Genomic DNA, 17,338 nt, shown 5'->3' on the forward strand with positions numbered 1-17,338 from the left:
TCGACTTGGTCGACAACCGACAATTTAAAAGTCAGCGTGTAATCGCGTTGACTGCGTTTTGCGCCCGAATCCATTGCACCCTCCTGATAAGAAGCCAGAAGGTGTAAACCTTATTCAGGACGAGACATGCCCCATAAAAAAGCCGCAACCCTTCAAGGTTGCGGCTTTTTCATTTCAGCCAAACGGATCAGTGAGCAAACAACGAATTGCCCTTCTGCCCCGCCAGTTTCTCCGGCTTGATCAGGAACTTCGCCAGTGCCGGCAGCAGCCACAGCGCACCGAACATGTTCCACAGCAGCATGAAAGTCAGCATCAGGCCCATGTCGGCCTGGAACTTGATCGCCGAGAAGATCCAGGTGCACACACCAATGGCCAGGCACAGGCCGGTGAACAGCACCGCCTTACCGGTGGATTTCAGGGTCTGGTAATAGGCTTCCTGCAACGGCAAACCGGCACGCAGGAAACTTTCCAGACGGCTGTAGATGTAGATGCCGTAGTCCACGCCGATCCCCACGCCCAGCGCCACCACCGGCAACGTCGCCACCTTCACGCCGATACCCATGAACGCCATCAGCGCGTTGCCCAGCACCGAGGTCAGCACCAGCGGCAGCACGATGCACAGGGTTGCCGCCCACGAGCGGAAGGTGATCATGCACATGACCGCCACGCAGATGTACACCAGGATCAGGATGGTCAGCTCGGACTTCTTGATCACCTCGTTGGTGGCCGCTTCGATGCCGGCGTTACCGGCGGCGAGGATGAATTCCAGGCCTTCCTTGTTGTTTTCCTTGGCGAAGTCCTGCACCGCATGCACCGCGCGATCCAGGGTTTCAGCCTTGTGGTCGTTGAGGAACACCAGCACCGGCGCCAGCGAACAGCTGTTGTTGTACAGGCCGTCGGCCCGGGCGATGGAGTTGTTCAGCACGTCCGGGTTGCGCGACAGGGTTTCCCATTTCAGGTTGCCCTCGTTCATGCCCTTGATCATCTGCTTGGACACGGTCACCAGCGAGATCGCCGACTGCACGCCCTCGGTGTTCTGCATCTTCCACATCAGCTCGTCGATCGGCGCCATGGCTTCATAACGCGAGCAGCCTTCGGACTTGGTCTTGACCATCACCACCAGCACATCGGAGCTGGTCGAGTAGTTATTGATGATGAAGTTGTTGTCCTTGTTGTAGCGTGAGTCCGGACGCAGTTCCGGCGCGCCCTGGTCGAGGTCGCCGATCTTCAGGTTCTGGCTGTACCAGAGGCCGCCACCGAAGGCGACCAGCGCCAAAGCGATGGATATCGGCGCGACTTTCGGGTTGGCGAAGTTCGACAGCAGGCGCCAGAACGGATGCTCGCGGTGCGCGTCCTTCTTGCTCTTGGCGATGGCGCGCTTGCTGATGCCGACATAGGAAATCGCCACCGGCAGCAGGATCAGGTTGGTGAACACGATCACCGCCACACCGATGGAAGCGCCGATGGCCAGCTCGCGGATCACACCGATGTCGATGATCAGTAGCGTGATGAAGCCGACGGCGTCCGCCAGAATCGCGATCATCCCCGGCAGGAACAGCTGACGGAATGTCCGCCGTGCGGCCGTCAACGCGTTGTCCGCCTCACCGGATTGCAGGGCGATCCCATTGATTTTCTGCACGCCGTGGGAAATGCCGATGGCGAAGATCAGGAACGGGACCAGCATCGAATACGGATCGAGGCCGAAGCCGAAGAAGTGCATCAACCCGAGTTGCCAGACCACCGCCACCAGCGTGGTGCTCAACACCGCCACGGTGCTGCGCAAGCAGTTGGTGAACCACAACAGCAGGATCAGGGTGATGACGAAGGCGATGCCGAAGAACATCACCACCATCACCAGGCCGTCGATCAGGTCACCGACCTTCTTGGCGAAACCGACGATGTGGATCTTGACGTTGGGGTTCTGCGCTTCGAACTTGTTGCGGATCTTGTCTTCGAGCTCATGGGAGAACTGGCGATAGTCCAGCGCCAGCAGCTTGCCCTGGTCCTGCGGGTCCGGGTAGGACTCCAGCAGCGGGATGTCGACAATACTCGACTTGAAGTCGTTGGCCACGAGACGCCCGACCTGACCGGACTTGAGCACGTTGTTGCGCAGCAGATCGAGGCTGTCCTGGGAGCCGTTGTAGCTCTGCGGGATCACTTCGCCGCCGGCAAAACCTTCCTCGGTCACTTCGGTCCAGCGCACGCTCGGGCTCCACAGCGACTTGAGGCCGGAACGGTCGACGCCGGAGATGTAGAACACCTCGTCGTTGATCTGACGCAGGGTCTCCATGTACTCCCTGGAGAAGATGTCACCATCCTTCGCTTCCACCGAAATGCGCACGGTGTTGCCCAGGTTCGCCAGATCGTTGCGGTGCTCCATCATCTTTTCAATGAACGGATGCTTGAGCGGGATCATCTTTTCGAAACTGGTGGACGGGCGGATCAGCGTGGCCTGCCAGAACAGGAAAATGCTGACCAGCAGGCAGATCACGATCACTGCCGGGCGGTTGTTGAAGATCAGGCGCTCGAGAAACGTCGCCTTGTCCTGATGATGAGTGCTCAAGGAAGTCATAGCCCCGCCTTCTTATTATTGATTCGGCTCATTTGCCCAGCTCGGCGCCGTTCGGCGAAGTGACCCGAACGCCACCCTGCCCGCTCAGGATCAGATTGCCGTTGCCGGCGGCGGTGACCGACGACAGCGAGATGCGATCCGGACGGTTGAACACGCTGAAGGTTTCGCCGTTGTCGCTGCTGCTGACCACCGAGCCGCCGTTGCCGACGATGACGATGGAGCCGTCCGCAAGCAGTGTGGCACCGGACAGGCCGAACTCCAGCGAACCGCGCGCGGCTTTCAGTTCGACCTGCTCCCAGGTGCTGCCGAAATCGGTGGAGCGGTAAAGGTTGCCCCGCAGACCATAGGCCAGCAGGGTTTGCGGCTGCGCCGTGCCGATCACGCCGAACAGCGAGCCTTCGTACGGGCCTTCGAGTTTTTCCCAGGTCTGGCCCCAGTCGGCGGAGCGGAACATGCTGCCCGACTCGCCAACGATGAACAGACCGGCGTCTTTTACCGCGCCGATGGCGTTTAGGTGGAACTGGTCTTCGTTGTCGAGGCGATCACTGACGTCTTCCCAGTGCTTGCCGCCATCGGTGGTTTCCAGCAGCGCGCCGTAGGCACCCACCGCCAGGCCGCTGTTGACGTCCTTGAACCAGACGTCGAGCAGCGGCGATTCGCGCTTGAGGTCTTCGAACTGTTTGGTCCAGGTCAGGCCGCCGTCTGCGCTGGCGAGGATCTGCGCGTCGTGGCCGACGGCCCAGCCGTGCTTGTCATCGACGAAATACACGGCGGTCAGCAACTGGCGGCTCGGCACCTTGGCCTGGGTCCAGGTCTTGCCCTGGTCGTCGGAATAGAGAATGTGCCCACGATCCCCGACCGCCACCAGGCGGGTTCCGGCGTGAACGACATCGAGCATCAGGCTTTTCGAGGCCTTGGCCGATTCGGTGGAATAGACCACGTCGGCTGGCGCTTCGGCGGCGAGAACCGGCGCCGACAATGTGGCAAAGCCCAGCAGAGAGAGTGCTGTGGCCAGCAACGCGGTGTTGCGTAACGCCGGCGGGCGGCAACGACTCATAGACCTTCCCCTGTTTATTATTGTTGGTCATGGACCTTAAGGGCGCCGCAAGGGTGCTCACGGTGACTGCCTGGTCACAAGCATAGTCCTGAAACCCGCTGTCCAGAGCCCCTTCGGAAGCTGGCTCATCCTATCGGGCATTCGAAACGTCTGACAATCGGCGCAACGTTATCTTTTGTTAACCGAAAGGAACTACAGCGGCGGCTGAATGCGCGGGCATTCGTCCGACTGATGGCGGGGATTCTTGCGATGGGGACTTGCACGATCGGTATTATGGTATACCATCAGACGCACAGACACTCTTTATCCCCTACGGAGCAGCTCATGAGTTTCGAAATTCGCAAGATCGTCAGCTATGTCGAAGAGACCTTCATTGAAGGCGGCAAGGCGTCCGACACCCCGGTGACCATGGTCGGCCTGGCCGTCGTGATGAAGAACCCGTGGGTCGGCAATGGGTTTGTCGAAGACCTCAAGCCGCAGATCCGCGCCAATTGTTCGGATCTCGGCGCGATGATGGTCGAGCGTCTGGTGGGGATCATCGGCGGCGCCGAGAAGATCGAGGCTTACGGCAAAGCCGCGGTGGTCGGTGCCGATGGCGAAATCGAACACGCGTCGGCGGTGATCCACACCCTGCGCTTCGGCAACCACTACCGCGAAGCGGTCAAGGCCAAGAGCTACCTGAGCTTCACCAACAAGCGCGGCGGTCCGGGCACTTCGATTCAGATTCCGATGATGCACAAGGATGACGAAGGCCTGCGCTCGCACTACATCACCCTGGAAATGCAGATCGAAGACGCCCCGCGCGCCGACGAAATCGTCGTGGTGCTCGGTTGCGCCGACGGTGGTCGCCTGCACCCGCGCATCGGCAACCGCTACATCGATCTGGAAGAACTGGCCGCCGAAAAAGCCCAGTAACCACAATAAAAAAGGCATTGCAGGAGCGCTCCATGATTCGGCTCACCGCTGAACTCACCCCGGCCGGCACCAGTTATCTGGCGACAGGCGTTGGCCAACCCGTGGTGTTGATCCACGGCGTAGGCCTGAACAAAGAAATGTGGGGCGGCCAGATCGTTGGCCTGGCCACGCAATACCGGGTGATCGCCTACGACATGCTCGGCCATGGCGCCAGCCCGCGACCGGCCAACGGCACCGCCCTGCTCGGTTACGCTGATCAGTTGCTGGAGCTGCTCGACCACCTGCAATTGCCTGAGGCATCGGTGATCGGCTTTTCCATGGGCGGCCTGGTGGCGCGGGCGTTTGCCCTGCATTACCCGGAACGCCTGAAAAGCCTGGTAGTGCTCAACAGCGTGTTCAACCGCAGCGAAGAGCAGCGCGCCGGGGTTATCGCCCGTACCGCGCAGGCTGCCGAACACGGGCCGGACGCGAATGCCGAAGCGGCGCTGTCGCGCTGGTTCAGCCGTGAATACCAGGCGGCCAACCCGGCGCAGATCGCTGCGATCCGCCAGACCCTGGCTGGCAATGATCCGCAAGGCTACCTGACCACCTACGAACTGTTCGCCACCCAGGACATGTACCGCGCCGACGACCTGGGCAGCATCCAGGCGCCGACGCTGATCGCCACCGGCGAGCTGGACCCCGGATCGACCCCGGAAATGGCCGAGCAACTGGCCGCGCGCATTCCCGGCGCGAAGGTTGCCGTGCTGCCCGAGCAACGGCATATGATGCCGGTAGAGTCGCCACGGCTGGTAAACCAGACGCTGCTGGAATTTCTCGACACCGCATACGCCCGACAAAACCATATAAAGGGGATCGTTGCATGACGCTCGCACGCTTCCAGATGTGCATCGGCGGAGAATGGGTCGACGCCCTCTCCGGCAAGACTTTCGAAAGCCTCAACCCGGCGCTGGCCGAACCCTGGGCCGAATTGCCCGACGCAGATGAGGCCGACGTCGAACGCGCCGTGCAAGCCGCACAGACCGCCTTCGACAGCCCGGCATGGCGTGGTTTGACCGCCACCGCGCGCGGCAAACTGCTACGTCGTCTCGGTGACCTGATCGCTGAAAACAAGGAACAACTGGCGCAGCTGGAAAGCCGCGACAACGGCAAACTGATCCGCGAAACCCGCGGTCAGGTCGGTTATCTGCCGGAGTTCTTCCACTACACCGCCGGCCTCGCCGACAAGCTCGAAGGCGGCACCCTGCCGCTGGATAAGCCCGATCTGTTCGCCTACACCGTGCACGAAGCCATGGGCGTGGTCGCCGCGATCATTCCCTGGAACAGCCCGCTTTACCTGACCGCGATCAAACTGGCGCCGGCGCTGGCGGCGGGCAACACCATCGTGATCAAACCGTCCGAGCATGCCTCGGCGACCATCCTCGAACTGGCGCGTCTGGCCCTCGAAGCAGGGATTCCACCGGGGGTGGTCAACGTTGTCACCGGCTACGGCCCGAGCACTGGCGCCGCCCTCACCCGTCATCCGCTGATCCGCAAGATCGCCTTCACCGGTGGCGCGGCCACGGCCCGGCATGTGGTGCGCAGCAGCGCCGAGAACTTTGCCAAGCTGTCGCTGGAACTGGGCGGCAAGTCGCCGAACATCATCTTTGCCGACGCTGATCTCGACAGCGCGATCAACGGTGCGATTGCCGGGATTTATGCGGCATCCGGGCAGAGTTGCGTATCCGGCTCGCGACTGCTGGTGCAGGACGAAATCTACGACGAGTTCGTCAGCCGACTGGTGGAACGCGCCCAGCGCATCCGCATCGGCAACCCGCAGGACGACAGCAGCGAAATGGGCCCGATGGCTACCGCGCAGCAACTGGCGGTGGTGGAGGGTCTGGTGGCTGATGCGATTGCCGAAGGCGCGCGTCTGCGTCTGGGTGGCAAGCGTCCGAGTGGCGTGGGTGACGGCTGGTTCTACGAACCGACGCTGTTCGAATGCGATCGCAACTCGATGAAGATCATGCAGGAAGAAGTCTTTGGTCCGGTGGCCTCGGTGATCCGTTTCAAGGACGAAGCCGAAGCGCTGGCGATTGCCAACGACTCGCAGTTCGGCCTCGCTGCCGGCATCTGGACCCGCGATCTGGGTCGTGCCCATCGCCTGGCCCGGGACGTGCGCTCGGGGATTATCTGGGTCAACACCTACCGCGCGGTGTCGGCGATGGCACCGATCGGCGGCTTCAAGAACAGTGGCTATGGACGCGAAAGCGGCATCGATTCGGTGCTGGCCTACACCGAACTGAAAACGGTGTGGATCAACCTCTCCCAGGCGCCGATGCCTGATCCGTTTGTGATGCGTTAGGAGTCCTGCGACATGATCGAACCCGGCATTTACAAAGACGTCATGAGCTCGTTTCCGTCCGGGGTCACGGTGGTCACCACCCTCGACCCGGACGGCGGCATCGTCGGCATCACCGCCAGCGCCTTCAGTGCGCTGTCGATTGATCCGGCGCTGGTGCTGTTCTGCCCAAACTACGCCTCCGACACCTACCCGGTACTGCGCGACAGCAAGAAGTTCGCGATTCATTTGCTGTCCGCCGACCAGACCGCCGAGGCCTATGCCTTCGCCGGCAAAGGCAAGGACAAGGCCAACGGCATCGAGTGGCATTTGAGCGAGCTCGGTAACCCGATCCTTGCCAAGGCCACGGCGATCATCGAGTGCGAACTGTGGCGCGAATACGACGGCGGCGATCACGCGATCATCGTTGGCGCAGTGAAGAACCTGATCCTGCCGGCGCAGCCGGTGACGCCGATGATTTATCACAAGGGCAAGCTCGGCGCGTTGCCGACCTTGGCCTGATTGCCATACACCACTCCTGTGGGAGCGAGCCTGCTCGCGATAGCGGTCGATCATTCAACATTTGCATCGACTGAGAAGTCGCCTTCGCGAGCAGGCTCGCTCCCACAGGGGGATATCTGTGGATTGGAGGGATGATGAACAACGACAAGTACGAAAAGGGCCTGAAGATCCGCACCCAGGTGCTGGGCGAAGCCTATGTGCAGCGTTCGATCGAGAATGCCGACGACTTCACCCGCCCGCTGCAGGAAATGGTCACCGAATACTGCTGGGGCCACGTCTGGGGACGTGAAGGCCTGTCGCTCAAGGAGCGCAGCATGATCAACCTGGCGATGATCTCGGCGCTCAACCGTCCGCACGAACTCAAGCTGCATGTGCGCGGCGCCTTGCGTAACGGCCTGAGTCGTGAGCAAATACGCGAAATTCTGCTTCAGGTCGGTATTTATTGCGGCGTCCCGGCAGCCGTGGACAGTTTCCGGCTCGCCCGTGAAGCCTTCGCCGAAGCCGACGCCGAGGCCTCCAGTTAACCCCTCGGCTGTTTTGATGCCCGTCTGGCATGGACAGCCACCTTAAAGAGCGGACCCCATGAAACGCCTGCCACTCGACGACAGCTTCAAGGTCAATCGCAACCCCGTCACCCTGCGCGAAATCGTGCTGGATAAACTGCGAAGCGCCATCATGAACTTCCAGCTGCTGCCGGGCGATCGCCTGGTGGAGCGCGATCTGTGCGATCGCCTGGGCGTGAGCCGTACGTCGGTGCGTGAAGCCTTGCGTCACCTGGAATCCGAAGGCCTGGTGGAATTCGCCGACGCCAAGGGGCCGCGCGTGGCGATCATCACCCTCGCCGATGCCGTCGACATCTATGAACTGCGCTGCGTGCTCGAAGGCCTGATCGTCCAGCTGTTCACCCTGCGCGCCAAGGCCAAGGACATCAAGGCCCTGGAAAAAGCCCTCGACGAGAACCGCAAGGCACTCAAGGACGGCGAGCTGCAACAGGTGATCGACTCGGTGCAGGGCTTCTACGACGTGCTGCTCGAAGGCTCGGGCAACCATGTCGCGGCCACGCAGCTGCGTCAGTTGCAGGCGCGCATCAGCTACCTGCGCGCGACCTCGGTGTCCCAGGAAAACCGCCGCGGCGCTAGTAATCACGAGATGGAAAAAATGGTCGAGGCGATCAAGAGCGGCGATCCGCTGGCGGCGCATCAGGCGTGCGTCGATCACGTTCGCGCTGCGGCTGCCGTGGCCCTTGATTACCTCAAGCGCAAGCAGGAAGAGACCGGCAGCGATCTCAAGAGCACTCCGCCGATCACCCTGCCCATCGCGCTGAAAGAACCGCGCATAGGTCACTGACATGTTCAGCCCGAGCTTTTGCCCGAAATGCGGTGGCGCTGACCTCGGTCAGCAGGTGCCGCCGGGCGATACGCACGAGCGCCTGATGTGCCGCGGCTGCGGCTACATTCACTATGTAAACCCGAAGATCATCGCTGGCTGCATCATCGAGCAGGACGGCAAATATCTCCTGTGCCAACGGGCAATTCCCCCGCGTCCCGGCACCTGGACCCTGCCCGCCGGTTTCATGGAAAGCGGCGAAACCACCGAGCAGGCCGCCCTGCGCGAACTCTGGGAAGAAAGCGGCGTACGCGCGGAAATCGTCTCGCCGTATTCGATCTTCAGCGTGCCGAAGATCAGCGAGGTCTACATCATCTTCCGCGCCCTCGCGCTGGAGATCACCGGCCAGTACGGCCCGGAAACCCTCGCCTGCAAATTCTTCGCCCCGGAAGACATCCCGTGGGAGCAGATCTACTACCCGGCGATCCGGCAGATCCTCGAACGCTACATCGAGGAACGCCAGGCCGGGGTGTATGGCATGTACATGGGCAATGACGACAGCGGCAAGATTCATTTCATGCGTTGATCAGCCGTCACTTGCAAGAGATACAGAGCCCGGCCCGATTCCTCGGTAGATAGGTGCTCAGTCCGGCATCGCACGAATGATATCCGCCAGATCATCTTTGGTGATTTCATTGGCTTTGAGAGCAGCGGAGATGTCTTTCTTGGAGAGCGGAAAACGCTTGAAAATGTCTTTCAAGGTATCGGCATCAATATTGGCCAGCCAAAGAGGATCGATAAAAGAACCGCCATACTCAGGCTTCATCGGGACTTCTTCGTGGGCAATGGCACCTTTGTGATTCAGATACACCACATAACGATCGTGCCCTTCAGGAAAGCTTTTATCGTGATATAGCGTTGTTCCCATCGGCAGGACATAGTAATTGTCATCGCCTCCTTGCCCTTCGATCAGCAGGGGTTCTTTGGTTTTAATCATCTCCAGATCGCGTCCCTTCGCACCGCTCCCGAAAATCAGAAAAGCCAGAAAGACTGCATTTACCAATAGAGCAGCCACTAGCCAGAGGCCTACTTGCCTACCTGCAAACATTCCTTTTGTCTTGCGCATCAATATTCCCTTAGAGCACATCGTGCCTAACCGCAGGCAATCAATTACGTCCGGCGAGCGATCTCCTGATCCAGAGAAAATATCAAAAGATCGCGGCGGTGTTCGATTCTGAAGTTCCTGCGGATTTGCAGGCAAGTCGTTACGGCGCCATCCCTTCAACGATGACAATCTCCGCCTTCGCCCACTCCTCGCGGTAGCTCTTCGCTTCCTGATACGCCGCCGAGTGGTAGCACGCCACCGCCTGCTCATAACTGTCGAATTCAATCACCACGCTGCGCTGCGGCGTCATCCGCCCTTCCATCGCTTCGCTGCGCCCGCCTCTGGCTAAAAACTTCGCGCCGAACTCGGCGAACGCTTTCGGCGCGCGCTGGGTGTATTGGCTGTAGTGATCGGGATCGGTGATGTCCACGTGAGCAATCCAGTACGCCTTCATAGTGACCTCTTGGTTGATTTTGTATTATGGTATACCACGAATTTCACTTACATCGAGAGTCCAGCATGGCCTTCAACAGCATCGAAGAAATCATCGAAGATTATCGCCTCGGCAAAATGGTGTTGCTGGTCGATGACGAGGATCGGGAAAACGAAGGCGACCTGCTGCTGGCCGCCGACCGTTGCACGCCCGAGGCGATCAGTTTCATGGCCCGCGAGGCTCGGGGGCTGATCTGCCTGACGTTGACTGACGATCATTGCCAGCGCCTGGGACTGGAGCAAATGGTGCCGAGCAATGGCAGCGTGTTCAGCACCGCGTTCACGGTCTCCATCGAAGCGGCGGTCGGCGTGACTACCGGCATTTCCGCCGCCGACCGCGCTTGTACGGTGGCCGCTGCGGTGGCGCCGAACGCACGCGCAGAAGACCTGGTGCAGCCCGGCCATATCTTTCCGCTGCGCGCCAAGGAAGGTGGCGTGCTGACCCGCGCCGGCCACACCGAAGCCGGTTGTGATCTGGCGCGTCTGGCGGGTTTCACGCCGGCTTCAGTGATCGTCGAAGTGATGAACGACGACGGGACCATGGCCCGCCGCCCGGATCTGGAAGTCTTCGCGCGCAAGCACGGGATCAAGATCGGCACCATCGCCGACCTGATCCACTATCGCCTGAGCACCGAACACACCATCGAACGCATCGGCGAGCGGGAACTGCCGACGGTGCATGGCACGTTTCGCCTGATCACCTTCGAAGATCGCATCGAAGGCGGCGTGCACATGGCGATGGTTATGGGCGAGTTGCGCCGTGAGGAACCGACGCTGGTGCGCGTGCATGTGATCGATCCGCTGCGCGATCTGGTGGGTGCCGAGTACAGCGGGCCGTCGAACTGGACGTTGTGGGCGGCGTTGCAACGGGTCGCGGCCGAAGGGCATGGCGTGGTCGTAGTGCTGGCCAATCATGAGTCTTCCCAGGCGCTGCTGGAGCGCATTCCGCAACTGACTCAGCCGCCTCGGCAGTTCAGTCGCTCGCAATCGCGGATCTATTCGGAGGTCGGCACCGGGGCGCAGATTCTGCAGAACCTGGGCGTCGGCAAGCTGCGCCACCTGGGCCCGCCGCTGAAATATGCCGGTTTGACCGGCTACGATCTTGAGGTGGTCGAGAGCATTCCGTTCACCGAGTAAAGCAGCCCTCACCCCAGCCCTCTCCCGGAGGGAGAGGGAGCCGACCGAGTTGTTTTACCGCTATACATCGACCTGAAACTCCCAGTCGAACTTGAGTTTTGAACAGCAAGAAGACCTTCGCCAGATAGCCGGTACGGCAAAGTGCTTGCACAAAGTTTGGAATACCATAATATGATATTCCAAAGACCGGACGACCCAAAAACCGTCCAGCTACTGCTCCCGACAGGCGGGCAACAACGCAAGCCCGCTCAAAAACACAACAATGAGGGCGTAAAAATGGTGTTGAACAAAGCTGCAACCGCGATCTTTCTTGCGGGACTGCTGAGCGTGACCGGTCAGGCCGCGATGGCCGCCGAGAGTGTGAACTTTGTCAGCTGGGGCGGTAGCACCCAGGATGCGCAGAAACAGGCCTGGGCCGATCCGTTCAGCAAGGCCAGCGGCATCACCGTCGTGCAGGACGGCCCGACCGACTACGGCAAACTCAAGGCCATGGTCGAAAGCGGCAACGTGCAATGGGACGTGGTCGACGTTGAAGCCGACTTCGCCCTGCGCGCCGCTGCCGAAGGCCTGCTCGAACCCCTCGATTTCAAACAGATCCAGCGCGACAAGATCGACCCGCGTTTCGTCAGCGACTACGGCGTCGGCTCGTTCTTCTTCTCCTTCGTCCTCGGCTACAACGAGGGCAAACTCGGCGCCAACAAGCCGCAGGACTGGAGCGCGCTGTTCGACACCAAGACCTTCCCCGGCAAACGCGCCCTGTACAAATGGCCGAGCCCCGGCGTGCTTGAACTGGCCCTGCTAGCCGACGGCGTAGCAGCCGACAAGCTCTATCCGCTGGACCTGGATCGCGCCTTCAAGAAACTCGACACCATCAAGAAAGACATCGTCTGGTGGGGCGGCGGCGCGCAGTCGCAGCAACTGCTGGCCTCCGGTGAAGCGAGCATGGGCCAGTTCTGGAACGGCCGGATCCACGCCCTGCAGGAAGACGGCGCACCGGTCGGCGTGAGCTGGAAACAGAACCTGGTCATGGCCGACATTCTGGTGGTGCCAAAGGGTTCGAAAAACAAGGACGCGGCGATGAAGTTCCTGGCCAGCGCCAGCAGTGCCAAAGGCCAGGCCGACTTCTCCAACCTGACCGCCTACGCCCCGGTCAATGTCGACAGTGTGGCGCGTCTGGACTCGACGCTGGCCCCGAACCTGCCGACTGCCTACGCTAAGGATCAGATCACTCTTGATTTCGCGTATTGGGCCAAGAACGGTCCTGCCATCGCGACACGGTGGAACGAATGGCTGGTCAAATGAAAATGGCGGCCACCGCGTCCCGTCCCTCCACTGCCACCGGGAGCGCCGCGAGCGCTGCCGGCCTGGCATCCGGCAAGGCGAGTGCAATGGCGCAAGCCCCGTCCCTCAAACAACGCTGGCGCGGCGCCGGCAACCTCGCGCCGGCGCTGCTGTTCCTCGGTCTGTTCTTTCTCGCCCCGCTGATTGGCTTGTTGCTGCGCGGCGTGCTGGAGCCGGTGCCGGGCCTTGGCAACTATGAACAACTGTTCGCCAACTCGGCGTATGCACGGGTGCTGTTCAACACCTTTTCGGTGGCGGGACTGGTGACGGTGTTCAGCCTGCTGTTGGGCTTTCCGCTGGCCTGGGCGATCACTCTGGTGCCGCGCGGCTGGGGCCGCTGGATTCTCAACATCGTGCTGTTGTCGATGTGGACCAGCCTGCTCGCCCGCACCTATTCGTGGCTGGTGCTGTTGCAGGCTTCGGGCGTCATCAATAAAGCCTTGATGGCCATGGGCATCATCGATCAGCCGCTGGAAATGGTGCACAACCTGACCGGCGTGGTGATCGGCATGAGCTACATCATGATCCCGTTCATCGTGCTGCCGTTGCAGGCGACCATGCAGGCCATCGACCCGATGATCCTGCAGGCCGGTTCGATCTGTGGCGCGAGCCCGTGGACCAATTTCTTCCGGGTGTTCCTGCCGCTGTGCCGGCCGGGTCTGGCGTCCGGCGGGTTGATGGTGTTCGTGATGTCGCTCGGTTACTACGTCACCCCGGCGCTGCTGGGCGGGGCGCAGAACATGATGCTGCCGGAATTCATCATTCAGCAGGTGCAGTCGTTCCTCAACTGGGGTCTGGCCAGCGCCGGCGCCGCGTTGCTGATCGTCATCACGCTGGTGCTGTTTTACGTCTACCTGAAGCTGCAACCGGAATCCCCGGTTGGCGCCAGTAACGCGAGGTAAACCGACATGCTCCTGACGCCCAATGCCATGAGTCGCCGGATGCGCTTCGGCCTGTATTTCACCACCGGGCTGATCGGCCTGTTCCTGCTGTTGCCGATCGTGTTCATCGTCCTGCTGTCGTTCGGTTCGTCCCAGTGGCTGGTGTTCCCGCCACCGGGCTGGACGCTGAAATGGTACGTGCAGTTCTTCTCCAATGCCGACTGGATGAGCGCAGCGCTGGCCAGCCTCAAGGTCGCGGTACTGACCACGATCTGCGCCGTCGCCCTCGGTTTGCCGACTGCCTTTGCGCTGGTGCGCGGACGCTTCCCCGGCCGGGAAATGCTCTACGGTCTGTTCACCCTGCCGATGATCGTGCCGCTGGTGATCATCGCCGTGGCGGTGTACGCGCTGTTCCTCAAGCTCGGCTACACCGGGACGATGTTTGCCTTCGTCGTCAGCCATGTGATCGTCGCGCTGCCGTTCACCATCATCTCGATCATCAACTCGCTCAAGCTGTTCGATCAGTCGATTGAAGACGCGGCGGTGATCTGCGGGGCGTCACGCCTGCAAGCGGTGTTCAAGGTGACCTTCCCGGCGATTCGCCCGGGGATGGTGGCCGGCGCCCTCTTCGCCTTCCTGGTTTCGTGGGACGAAGTGGTGCTCAGCGTGATGATGGCAAGTCCCACCCTGCAAACCCTTCCCGTGAAAATGTGGACCACCCTGCGCCAGGACCTGACGCCCGTGATCGCCGTCGCCTCGACGCTGCTGATCGGCCTGTCGGTATTGGTCATGGTGATCGCCGCCGCGCTGCGCCGGCGCAACGAAATCAGCGCCTGAGCGCCCAGGAGTACGACATGAGTGCCGTGATCAAAGACGCATCCCAGCAGAACGACAAACCCCTGGTCAGCCTGCGCAACCTGAACAAGCACTACGGCGATTTCGCGGCCGTGGACAACATCTCGCTGGACATCAAGGACGGCGAATTCCTGACCTTCCTCGGCTCCAGCGGCTCGGGCAAAAGCACCACGCTGTCGATGCTCGCCGGCTTCGAAACCCCGAGCAGCGGCGAGATCCTGGTCAACGGCCAGTCGCTGGTGAATGTGCCGCCGCACAAGCGCGACATCGGCATGGTGTTCCAGCGCTATTCGCTGTTCCCGCATCTGTCGGTGCGCGACAACATCGCGTTCCCGCTGGCGATCCGCAAACTCGCCGCCGCTGAACGTGACAAGCGCGTCGATGCGATGCTGAAACTGGTGCAACTGGAACAGTTCGCCCATCGCCGTCCTTCGCAACTGTCTGGCGGCCAACAACAACGGGTCGCCATTGCACGGGCGCTGGTTTACGAACCACGCATTCTGTTGATGGACGAGCCTCTCGGTGCGCTGGACAAGAAACTGCGTGAAGACTTGCAGGATGAATTGCGCCAGCTGCACCGCCGCCTCGGCATCACCATCGTCTACGTGACCCACGATCAGGAAGAAGCCATGCGTCTGTCCCAGCGCATCGCGATTTTCAGTCACGGCAAGATTGTCGGGCTCGGCAGCGGTTATGACCTCTATCAGAATCCGCCGAATGCGTTTGTGGCGTCGTTTCTGGGTAACTCGAACTTCCTCAAGCTCAAGGCGCAAGGCAATGCGGCGGCGAGTTTTGAGGGGCAGTCGCTGTCGATTCGCCTGACCGCTGGATTGCAGACCGGGCAGGATGTGCTGCTGATGGTGCGGCCGGAAAAGGCGTTGGCGTTGAGTGTGCAGCAGGCAAGTGACGAGCCGTTGGCGGCGGGCTGGAACGAGGTTTCGGCGAAGGTGGTCGAGGTGCTGTTTCTGGGTGAGAGCCAGACGTGCAGTGTGGTGACGTCGGGCGGGACTTCTATGACGGTGAAGGCATTGTCGGCGGCGGGGATGCCGTTGAAGGCTGGGGATCCGGTTCGAGTGCGTTGGGCGACGGCGGATGCATGCGTTTATACGGAGTGGGCGGAGAGCGATTTGAACAAAGCGGCGGGGGCTCATTAACACCGAGTCGCCTGCCCGCCCTCACCCCAGCCCTCTCCCGGAGGGAGAGGGAGCCGACCGAGGTGTCTTGCGCTGTACATCGACCTGAAAAACCGAGTCGATTGTGGATTTGGCACAGCATTCTGGTCAGCGGCGATTATGGATTCACTGCGGAGTTTTCAGGTCGGCGTAATTCTCCAATATTCCCCAATCGGCTCCCTCTCCCTCCGGGAGAGGGCTGGGGTGAGGGCCAGCAGGCGACTCGGTATCAGTTGATCGGCGCAAACCCATCAATTTCGTCAGGCCACGCCGTCAACACTTCAAACCCATCCTCAGTCACCGCCACCATATGCTCCCACTGCGCCGACAACGATTGATCCTTGGTCACCACCGTCCAGCCATCCGCCAAACTCTTCACATGGCGCTTGCCCGCATTGAGCATCGGCTCGATGGTGAAAATCATCCCCGCCTTCAACTTCAAGCCCTGCTCCGGATAACCGTAATGCAGTACCTGCGGCTCATCGTGATAAACCTTGCCGATCCCGTGCCCGCAGTACTCACGCACCACGCTGAACCCTTCTTTCTCCGCCAGCGTCTGGATCGCATGACCGATGTCACCCAACGTAGCGCCCGGACGCACCACGCGGATCCCCGCGCACATGGCGTCGTAGGTTGTCTTGATCAGATGCCGCGCCTCGGGCGTCGGTTCGCCCACTACGTACATGCGGCTGGTATCACCGAACCAGCCATCCTTGATCACCGCGATGTCGAGGTTGACGATGTCGCCGTCCTTCAGCACGCGCTTCGAGGGAATGCCGTGGCACACCACTTCGTTGACTGACGCGCAGACGGTTTTCGGGAAGCCGTGGTAACCGACGTTGGCCGGAATGGCTTTCTGCACATTGACGATGTAGTCGTTGCACAACTGGTCGAGTTGATCGGTCGTCACGCCAGCCTTGACGTGCGGCACCAGCATCGCCAGCACCTCGGCGGCCAGTCTGCCGGCCTCGCGGGATTGAGCGATTTCGGCCTGGGTGTTGATCTTGATCGGGTTTCTCATGCCTTGACTGCCTCTTTGACCGAGGCGTTCTGCGCGGCATCCGCCAGTGCGCAGACTTGCTGCAAATCCAGACCGCCCGACTGCTCGGCGCGAATCAGCAACCGACAAATGGCGTGGTGATCAAGGTCTGGATACAGCTCGGCGAGCATGCCGATGCGCATCCAGTGTTCGGCCTGCGCGTTGATCGAGCGGCTGAGTGCGTTGCTGGAAATGCGCAGATTCTCGTGCATGTCCTCTGAAATCTTTACGATGCCCATGGCAATATCCGATACGAAGTGTATATGGATCGTATATTAATCGTGTGTCGCTCGGGATTGCAAACGCTGCATACCCGGTAAATCGCGGCGAAAAAAATCTGCCCGGCACCGGAGACTGGTATGACGTGACTTTGCGGCTGTGTGTATTTCACGTTCTGACGAGCAATCAATCAGCATTCTTCGCTGCAAGAATTTTACTATCGGATCAAGCGCTTCATGACGCCGAAGACGCCCTTTCAATACTCGATGACGCCTGCGTATAAACCCCTGCAAATCACTTCCTTCACCTCTCCGATTTCGTTCTATCGTTAGATCGAAATGGCAGTATTTCCGGCTGTTTAAAGGTTGCGACAGCGCAGGTCAGA

18 protein-coding genes are annotated in these 17,338 nt (G+C 60.7%); 12 read left to right on the forward strand and 6 right to left on the reverse strand.

Annotated features, from left to right (window positions below; translation table 11 throughout):
• Window positions 1–187: 187 nt before the first annotated feature.
• Complete coding sequence (locus L6D74_RS09695) at window positions 188–2,572, reverse strand: efflux RND transporter permease subunit (protein ID WP_085648435.1); 2,385 nt, start codon at window positions 2,570–2,572, stop codon at window positions 188–190.
• A gap of 28 nt (window positions 2,573–2,600) precedes the next feature.
• Window positions 2,601–3,629: a WD40/YVTN/BNR-like repeat-containing protein gene (locus L6D74_RS09700; protein ID WP_236188886.1), complete on the reverse strand. Its 1,029-nt coding sequence runs from the start codon at window positions 3,627–3,629 to the stop codon at window positions 2,601–2,603.
• Window positions 3,630–3,953: 324 nt separating this feature from the next.
• On the opposite strand from L6D74_RS09700, the gene L6D74_RS09705 reads away from it, so the two are divergent.
• From L6D74_RS09705 to L6D74_RS09735, 7 genes are all read left to right on the forward strand, one after another.
• Window positions 3,954–4,544 (forward strand): amino acid synthesis family protein, encoded by a 591-nt coding sequence (locus L6D74_RS09705; protein WP_007957412.1) that lies wholly within the window; start codon window positions 3,954–3,956, stop codon window positions 4,542–4,544.
• A 32-nt stretch (window positions 4,545–4,576) separates the two neighbouring features.
• Window positions 4,577–5,410: an alpha/beta fold hydrolase gene (locus tag L6D74_RS09710; RefSeq protein ID WP_236188888.1), complete on the forward strand. Its 834-nt coding sequence runs from the start codon at window positions 4,577–4,579 to the stop codon at window positions 5,408–5,410.
• Window positions 5,407–6,888, forward strand: a complete 1,482-nt coding sequence (locus L6D74_RS09715; RefSeq protein ID WP_085603065.1) for an aldehyde dehydrogenase — start codon at window positions 5,407–5,409, stop codon at window positions 6,886–6,888. The genes L6D74_RS09710 and L6D74_RS09715 overlap by 4 nt, the downstream gene beginning before the upstream one ends.
• A gap of 12 nt (window positions 6,889–6,900) precedes the next feature.
• Window positions 6,901–7,386, forward strand: a complete 486-nt coding sequence (locus L6D74_RS09720; protein WP_197868051.1) for a flavin reductase family protein — start codon at window positions 6,901–6,903, stop codon at window positions 7,384–7,386.
• Between the two features lie 134 nt (window positions 7,387–7,520).
• Complete coding sequence (locus L6D74_RS09725) at window positions 7,521–7,910, forward strand: carboxymuconolactone decarboxylase family protein (protein WP_085605114.1); 390 nt, start codon at window positions 7,521–7,523, stop codon at window positions 7,908–7,910.
• 58 nt (window positions 7,911–7,968) lie between these two features.
• Window positions 7,969–8,733, forward strand: a complete 765-nt coding sequence (locus L6D74_RS09730; RefSeq protein WP_236188890.1) for a GntR family transcriptional regulator — start codon at window positions 7,969–7,971, stop codon at window positions 8,731–8,733.
• Window position 8,734: 1 nt separating this feature from the next.
• Complete coding sequence (locus L6D74_RS09735; RefSeq protein WP_236188891.1) at window positions 8,735–9,298, forward strand: NUDIX hydrolase; 564 nt, start codon at window positions 8,735–8,737, stop codon at window positions 9,296–9,298.
• 57 nt (window positions 9,299–9,355) lie between these two features.
• Here L6D74_RS09735 and L6D74_RS09740 read toward each other — a convergent pair whose 3' ends face one another.
• Window positions 9,356–9,838, reverse strand: a complete 483-nt coding sequence (locus L6D74_RS09740; protein ID WP_236188893.1) for a hypothetical protein — start codon at window positions 9,836–9,838, stop codon at window positions 9,356–9,358.
• Window positions 9,839–9,977: 139 nt separating this feature from the next.
• Complete coding sequence (locus tag L6D74_RS09745) at window positions 9,978–10,271, reverse strand: DUF1330 domain-containing protein (RefSeq protein WP_236188895.1); 294 nt, start codon at window positions 10,269–10,271, stop codon at window positions 9,978–9,980.
• Between the two features lie 65 nt (window positions 10,272–10,336).
• Between L6D74_RS09745 and ribBA the strand changes: the two genes are divergently transcribed.
• The 5 genes from ribBA (at window position 10,337) to L6D74_RS09770 (ending at window position 15,677) form a co-directional block, all read left to right on the forward strand.
• On the forward strand, window positions 10,337–11,446 hold the full coding sequence (ribBA, locus tag L6D74_RS09750) for a bifunctional 3,4-dihydroxy-2-butanone-4-phosphate synthase/GTP cyclohydrolase II (RefSeq protein ID WP_064597259.1): 1,110 nt from the start codon (window positions 10,337–10,339) through the stop codon (window positions 11,444–11,446).
• Between the two features lie 276 nt (window positions 11,447–11,722).
• Window positions 11,723–12,748 (forward strand): ABC transporter substrate-binding protein, encoded by a 1,026-nt coding sequence (locus L6D74_RS09755; protein WP_236188897.1) that lies wholly within the window; start codon window positions 11,723–11,725, stop codon window positions 12,746–12,748.
• On the forward strand, window positions 12,745–13,689 hold the full coding sequence (locus L6D74_RS09760; RefSeq protein WP_039766889.1) for an ABC transporter permease: 945 nt from the start codon (window positions 12,745–12,747) through the stop codon (window positions 13,687–13,689). The genes L6D74_RS09755 and L6D74_RS09760 overlap by 4 nt, the downstream gene beginning before the upstream one ends.
• Window positions 13,690–13,695: 6 nt before the next feature.
• Window positions 13,696–14,505 (forward strand): ABC transporter permease, encoded by an 810-nt coding sequence (locus tag L6D74_RS09765; RefSeq protein WP_007957396.1) that lies wholly within the window; start codon window positions 13,696–13,698, stop codon window positions 14,503–14,505.
• A gap of 17 nt (window positions 14,506–14,522) precedes the next feature.
• Entirely contained in the window at window positions 14,523–15,677 is a 1,155-nt protein-coding gene (locus tag L6D74_RS09770; protein WP_236188899.1) for an ABC transporter ATP-binding protein, read from the forward strand.
• 247 nt (window positions 15,678–15,924) lie between these two features.
• Here the strand turns inward: L6D74_RS09770 and map are convergent, their stop codons facing one another.
• Together map and L6D74_RS09780 are read right to left on the reverse strand one after the other, a co-directional pair.
• Window positions 15,925–16,716, reverse strand: a complete 792-nt coding sequence (gene map / locus L6D74_RS09775) for a type I methionyl aminopeptidase (RefSeq protein WP_085648427.1) — start codon at window positions 16,714–16,716, stop codon at window positions 15,925–15,927.
• Entirely contained in the window at window positions 16,713–16,973 is a 261-nt protein-coding gene (locus L6D74_RS09780; protein WP_039766896.1) for a ParD-like family protein, read from the reverse strand. Before L6D74_RS09780 ends, map begins: the two co-directional genes overlap by 4 nt.
• Window positions 16,974–17,338: the final 365 nt, after the last annotated feature.

It is taken from the genome of Pseudomonas pharyngis (assembly GCF_021602345.1).
Lineage (GTDB): Bacteria > Pseudomonadota > Gammaproteobacteria > Pseudomonadales > Pseudomonadaceae > Aquipseudomonas > Aquipseudomonas pharyngis.

Coding starts and splice junctions, on each gene's coding strand:
- L6D74_RS09695 (WP_085648435.1), bottom strand. CDS start 2,572: ATGACTTCCTTGAGCACTCATCATCAGGACAAGGCGACGTTTCTCGAG.
- L6D74_RS09700 (WP_236188886.1), bottom strand. CDS start 3,629: ATGAGTCGTTGCCGCCCGCCGGCGTTACGCAACACCGCGTTGCTGGCC.
- L6D74_RS09705 (WP_007957412.1), top strand. CDS start 3,954: ATGAGTTTCGAAATTCGCAAGATCGTCAGCTATGTCGAAGAGACCTTC.
- L6D74_RS09710 (WP_236188888.1), top strand. CDS start 4,577: ATGATTCGGCTCACCGCTGAACTCACCCCGGCCGGCACCAGTTATCTG.
- L6D74_RS09715 (WP_085603065.1), top strand. CDS start 5,407: ATGACGCTCGCACGCTTCCAGATGTGCATCGGCGGAGAATGGGTCGAC.
- L6D74_RS09720 (WP_197868051.1), top strand. CDS start 6,901: ATGATCGAACCCGGCATTTACAAAGACGTCATGAGCTCGTTTCCGTCC.
- L6D74_RS09725 (WP_085605114.1), top strand. CDS start 7,521: ATGAACAACGACAAGTACGAAAAGGGCCTGAAGATCCGCACCCAGGTG.
- L6D74_RS09730 (WP_236188890.1), top strand. CDS start 7,969: ATGAAACGCCTGCCACTCGACGACAGCTTCAAGGTCAATCGCAACCCC.
- L6D74_RS09735 (WP_236188891.1), top strand. CDS start 8,735: ATGTTCAGCCCGAGCTTTTGCCCGAAATGCGGTGGCGCTGACCTCGGT.
- L6D74_RS09740 (WP_236188893.1), bottom strand. CDS start 9,838: ATGCGCAAGACAAAAGGAATGTTTGCAGGTAGGCAAGTAGGCCTCTGG.
- L6D74_RS09745 (WP_236188895.1), bottom strand. CDS start 10,271: ATGAAGGCGTACTGGATTGCTCACGTGGACATCACCGATCCCGATCAC.
- ribBA (WP_064597259.1), top strand. CDS start 10,337: ATGGCCTTCAACAGCATCGAAGAAATCATCGAAGATTATCGCCTCGGC.
- L6D74_RS09755 (WP_236188897.1), top strand. CDS start 11,723: ATGGTGTTGAACAAAGCTGCAACCGCGATCTTTCTTGCGGGACTGCTG.
- L6D74_RS09760 (WP_039766889.1), top strand. CDS start 12,745: ATGAAAATGGCGGCCACCGCGTCCCGTCCCTCCACTGCCACCGGGAGC.
- L6D74_RS09765 (WP_007957396.1), top strand. CDS start 13,696: ATGCTCCTGACGCCCAATGCCATGAGTCGCCGGATGCGCTTCGGCCTG.
- L6D74_RS09770 (WP_236188899.1), top strand. CDS start 14,523: ATGAGTGCCGTGATCAAAGACGCATCCCAGCAGAACGACAAACCCCTG.
- map (WP_085648427.1), bottom strand. CDS start 16,716: ATGAGAAACCCGATCAAGATCAACACCCAGGCCGAAATCGCTCAATCC.
- L6D74_RS09780 (WP_039766896.1), bottom strand. CDS start 16,973: ATGGGCATCGTAAAGATTTCAGAGGACATGCACGAGAATCTGCGCATT.